We start from the raw sequence: 5180 nt of genomic DNA on the forward strand, positions 1-5180 counted from the left end.
AATGAGTGCGGTGTTTCAGCAGGCGTTGATTTTATCCAGCCAGAGCACCGAATTCAGGTGGTAACACGGACTATTTGGTTCGCCCTGAGCAATCCATTGGAAGTTGTGAAGATGCGCAAAGTGTGCATGGACAGGACTTCTGCGATTGCCGGGGTGTTTTTTTATTGCGGCAATCCAAACGATATGCATAGGAAAGGAATTCAAGCACATGAAACAAGAACTGGCAAAATCATACCAGCCGAAGGAGTTCGAAGACCGCATCTATCAGATGTGGAATGACAGCGGCAGCTTTACTCCCCACGTGGACAGCGAGAAAGAGCCGTACACCATCGTAATTCCCCCGCCAAACATCACCGGACAGCTGCACATGGGTCACGCACTGGATGAGACCTTGCAGGATATCCTCATTCGCTGGAAGCGCATGTCCGGCTACAGCGCTCTGTGGCTGCCGGGTACCGACCACGCCTCCATCGCAACCGAAGCCAAGATCGTAGAGGCAATGCGCAAAGAGGGCATCAAGAAAGAGGACATCGGCAGAGAGGCTTTTCTGGAACGTGCATGGGCATGGAAAAAGCAGTACGGCGGCAGAATCGTCGAGCAGCTGAAAAAGCTTGGCTCCTCCTGCGACTGGACGAGAGAGCGCTTCACCATGGACGAGGGATGCAGCAAGGCTGTCAAGGAAGTTTTCATCAAGTACTATCAGGAGGGACTGATCTACCGTGGCAAGCGCATCATCAACTGGTGCCCGAAATGCCTGACCTCCATCTCTGATGCAGAAGTAGAATACGAAGTGCAGGCAGGGCATTTCTGGCATCTGCGGTATCCGCTGAAGGACGGCAGCGGCTATCTGGAACTGGCAACTACCCGTCCGGAAACCCTGCTGGGCGACACTGCGGTAGCAGTCAATCCCAACGATGAGCGGTACAAGGATCTGGTGGGCAAGACTCTGATCCTGCCGCTGGTACACCGTGAGATTCCCATTGTGGCAGACGACTATGTTGAAATGGACTTCGGAACCGGCGTGGTAAAGATCACACCGGCACACGACCCGAACGACTTTGAAGTCGGTCTGCGTCATAATCTGGAAGTCATCAATGTCATGACGGACGATGCAAAGATCGTGGATGCATACCCGAAGTATGCGGGCATGGATCGCTACGAGGCAAGAAAGGCAATCGTGGAAGATCTGAAGGCTGAGGGCGCACTGGTAGAAATCGAGGATTACAGTCACAATGTTGGCACCTGCTACCGCTGCGGCACGACCGTCGAGCCGAGAGTTTCCAAGCAGTGGTTTGTCAAGATGAAACCGCTGGCACAACCGGCAATTGATGCCGTAAAGAGCGGCAAGACCAAGTTCGTTCCGGAACGGTTCAACAAGATCTATTTCCACTGGCTGGAAAATATCAAGGACTGGTGTATTTCCCGTCAGCTGTGGTGGGGACACCAGATTCCGGCGTTCTACTGTGACGACTGCGGCGAAATGGTTGTTACCAAGGAAAACAGCGCAGTCTGCCCGAAGTGCGGCAAGCCCATGCGTCAGGATCCAGATACCCTGGACACCTGGTTCAGCTCTGCGCTGTGGCCGTTCTCCACACTGGGCTGGCCGGACAACACCGAAGAGCTGAAGTACTTCTACCCCACCAATACACTGGTTACCGGTTATGACATCATCTTCTTCTGGGTAGTCCGCATGATGTTCTCTGGTCTGAAGAACATGGGTGAAGTGCCTTTCGATACTGTTCTGATCCACGGTCTGGTTCGCGACGAGCAGGGCAGAAAGATGTCCAAGTCGCTGGGCAACGGTATCGACCCGCTGAAGGTCATTGACGAATACGGTGCTGATGCCCTGCGGTTTATGCTGGCGACCGGTAACGCTCCCGGAAACGATATGCGTTACAGTGATGATAAGGTCAAGGCTGCCCGCAACTTTGCCAACAAGCTGTGGAATGCGTCCCGTTTCATTATGATGAATCTGCCGGACGATTTCCAGTACAGCGGACTGCCGGAGAAACTGGAACTGGAGGATCGCTGGATCGTGTCCAAGTTCAATGCCGTTGCCAAGGAAGTTGGCGAAAATCTGGACAAGTTCGAGATCGGCGTAGCAAGCGCCAAGATCTACGACTTTATCTGGGACGTTTACTGTGACTGGTACATTGAGCTGACCAAGCCCCGCATTCAGGCCGGTGGCGCAACCATGGAAAAGGCACAGGCTGTTCTGGTATGGGTAATGCGTGGCATGCTGAAGCTGCTGCACCCGTTCATGCCGTATATCACCGAGGAGATCTGGCAGGTGCTGACTGACGGCGAATCCATGATTATCGCGGAGTCCTATCCGGTTTATGATACCAAGTATGATTTTGCCGATGCTGCACAGTTTGAAAAGGTCATCGATGCCATTCGTGCCATCCGCAACCGCCGTACTGAAATGCAGGTACCGCCGTCCAAGAAAGCACGTGTCTGCATTGAAACGACCGAACCGGAACTGTACCGGAGCACTGCGGTATTCTTTGAGAAGCTGGCGTCTGCTTCTGCGGTAGAGGTTGGCGAGAAGTTCGATATGCCGGATGCAGCAACCGCAGTTACCGACAGCGTCCGCATCTTTATCCCTATGGACGAACTCATTGACAAGGACAAGGAACTGGCACGGCTGAAAAAGGAACAGGAAAAGGTACAGAAAGATCTGGACTTCCTGTCCAAAAAGCTGTCCAACCCTGGATTCCTTGCCAAAGCACCGGAAAAGCTGGTGGAAGCAGAAAAGGAAAAGCTGGCAAAGGCACAGGAAAAGATGGACAAGATCAGCCAGTCTTTGGCTGCATTGCAGTAATTTAAAAGCAATACTGTGCAAAGCCGTCAGGCGGGCTTTGTGCGGTGTTGCCTAAAAGCAGACTTTTCATTGAAATGGGGTGAATTTGATGACAGTGTCTGAAACCATGCACTATATCCAAAGTTTTCAGAAAGGCGGAAAGCCGGTGCACGATTTATCCAGAATCCGTGCATTGCTGGAAGAGCTGGGGAATCCGCAGGATTCGATTCGGGCAGTTCACATTGCCGGAACCAACGGGAAAGGGTCGGTTGTCGCATTCTGCGCAGCCGCAGCAACTGCTGCCGGATTCCGAACCGGAACACTTACCTCTCCTTTTATCCGGCACTACACCGACCGCATTCAAATCGACGGAAACGACATTCCCATGGATGCGCTCTGCCGTTTTTGCGAACAGGTAAAAGCGTGCGCCGTATCTGCGGATTGTTCTCAGTTTGAGATTACGTTTGCTATCGCGCTGCTGTGGTTTGTGGAGGAAAAGTGTGATCTCGTGATTTTGGAAACAGGCATTGGCGGTCTACTGGATGCAACCAACATCATCCGCAACCCATTGGTATGCGCCATCACCTCCATTTCCTTTGACCACATGGCGATTCTGGGCGACACGCTGTCCAAAATTGCTGCACAAAAAGCCGGCATCATCAAGCCCGGATGCCCTGTGGTGCTCTCGTCGGACAATCCTATGGATGTTACCTGTCTGGTGCAGGAAACTGCTCTGCAAAAACGTGCACCGCTGACCATTCCGGCGATGACCGACTGTCAGATTCTCTCCGAAACACTGGAATCCACCACATTCCAGTACCACAATTTCGCATACACACTGCACATGCCGGGACGGCATCAGGTTTATAATGCATTGACGGCAATCGAAGTGATCCGGTTTCTGGGCATGCACGGTTTTCTTATCTCCGCTGCTCAGATCCAGCAGGCATTCGGAAAGGTACAGGTTCCGGCACGAACACAAATTCTGCAGCGGGAACCGCTGATCCTGTTGGACGGCGGACACAATCAGGCAGGCGTTTCTGCACTGTGCGATCTGCTGAAGCACACCGGAAAGCATCCGATTCATGGCATTTGTGGTATGATCACCACCAAGGACTATCACACTGCCTGCAATATTTTGCGGGAAACGCTGGACACGGTTTTCTGTGTGGATGATTTCCTGTCGTCTGCGGTTCCGGCGGAAGCGCTGGCTGCCTGCTTTGAGGGATACGCCGATGCAAAGGCTGCACCCGATTTTGAAACGGCATTGCGGGAGGCTTCTGCCATGGCGATTCAGGATGGTGGAATGGTCGTCATCTGCGGTTCGCTCTATTTGGCAAGCGAAGCACTGCAAAACGATGGGATTCTCTCCAAGGACAATCCCATGTTATAATCGATATCATTACAAAGCAAAGCGCACCGCTGTCATTTCGCAGCGATGCGCTTTTTTGTATCGTTTTCAACACAGCCAGTCAAACCAGCTGAATCTGCTCTGCCTGAATGGTCAATTCCCGCAGTGCGCTCTCATCCTCATGCTGTGCCATGAGAATGTGCAGCTCATAGATGCCATTTTCCTCATACAGTTCGTCCATCAGCCACTGCGCACGCTCCGGCAGCTCCTCACAAGTTCCAAGTTTTGCATGGTGCAGATGAATGGCACTGCACTTGGTCGTACTCAGTGCGCAGTCCATATGAAGCACGATCTGATCTTCCGCCTGCTCCAGATTTAAAATCACGCTGTCCTGAAGCGAGAAATCCTGCACAAAAGAATCCGGATGCGTTTTCAGGAACTTGTCCCAGTACTTGCTGTAATTTTCTTCAATTTCATAGACAGCGTCCCGACAAGCCTCGCAAAACATGGTGATCTCTTCGATCACAGGAGCCGTTGCTGCCCCAAGTGCAAGCACACGAATGTCCGCCACCTCGTTTAAAATTTCCGGCGGCAGATTTTCCTGAAGTGTCCGGATTTGCCCCTGAAAGAACGCTGCAAAGTTTTCTTTTTCCTTCACCTCGTCAAAAGGGCCACGATTCTTTTTCATGCGCTCAAACGCTTCTTTTGCCTGCTGATACTGCGTGGCTGCATCCTCAGATTCCGAAAATGTCTCTTCCGAAATGCCGCACATTTCCTCGAAGGTCATCCCCGGCAGAAGCTTTTGCATCTCCAGCATATCCGCTTCCCGTAAGGCATACAATTCCTGAAAATACGCCTCTGAAAAAACGGCAGCCTGCTCAGACTCCTCCAGATTCTCGTAGAAATCCATGAACTGCGCAACCTGATACCATTCCTCTGTAAAACATCTCATGCCATATATCCTCTCTACGCCTCGGTTTCCTCTGCAGATTCCTCCGCTGCAAGCGCCGGCTCCTCTTCGGCGGG

General features: G+C 52.2%; 3 protein-coding genes and 1 other annotated feature (1 of these 4 running past the window's edge). Of the genes, 2 read left to right on the forward strand and 1 reads right to left on the reverse strand.

What is annotated here, in order from left to right; translation table 11 throughout:
* Window positions 1-90 (forward strand) — a binding site (T-box leader) (it extends 189 nt beyond the left edge of the window).
* A gap of 118 nt (window positions 91-208) precedes the next feature.
* The gene (locus tag QZL66_RS10845; RefSeq protein WP_022411740.1) at window positions 209-2824 is read left to right on the forward strand and encodes a valine--tRNA ligase; all 2616 of its coding nucleotides are present in this window, start codon (window positions 209-211) and stop codon (window positions 2822-2824) included.
* Window positions 2825-2912: 88 nt separating this feature from the next.
* A complete protein-coding gene (locus QZL66_RS10850; RefSeq protein ID WP_022411741.1) occupies window positions 2913-4196 on the forward strand; it encodes a bifunctional folylpolyglutamate synthase/dihydrofolate synthase in 1284 nt (427 codons plus the stop codon).
* Window positions 4197-4275: 79 nt separating this feature from the next.
* On the opposite strand, the gene QZL66_RS10855 is transcribed toward QZL66_RS10850, so the two are convergent.
* Window positions 4276-5106, reverse strand: coding sequence for a DUF4085 family protein (locus QZL66_RS10855; RefSeq protein WP_022411742.1), 831 nt, complete (start codon window positions 5104-5106; stop codon window positions 4276-4278).
* Between the last annotated feature and the right edge of the window lie 74 nt (window positions 5107-5180).

This window comes from Ruminococcus sp. CAG:330 (assembly GCF_000437175.1).
GTDB lineage: Bacteria > Bacillota > Clostridia > Oscillospirales > Ruminococcaceae > Ruminococcus_C.

What these genes read in the sequence shown, in the direction of transcription:
- QZL66_RS10845 (WP_022411740.1), top strand. Translation starts at nt 209, where the DNA reads ATGAAACAAGAACTGGCAAAATCATACCAGCCGAAGGAGTTCGAAGAC.
- QZL66_RS10850 (WP_022411741.1), top strand. Translation starts at nt 2,913, where the DNA reads ATGACAGTGTCTGAAACCATGCACTATATCCAAAGTTTTCAGAAAGGC.
- QZL66_RS10855 (WP_022411742.1), bottom strand. Translation starts at nt 5,106, where the DNA reads ATGAGATGTTTTACAGAGGAATGGTATCAGGTTGCGCAGTTCATGGAT.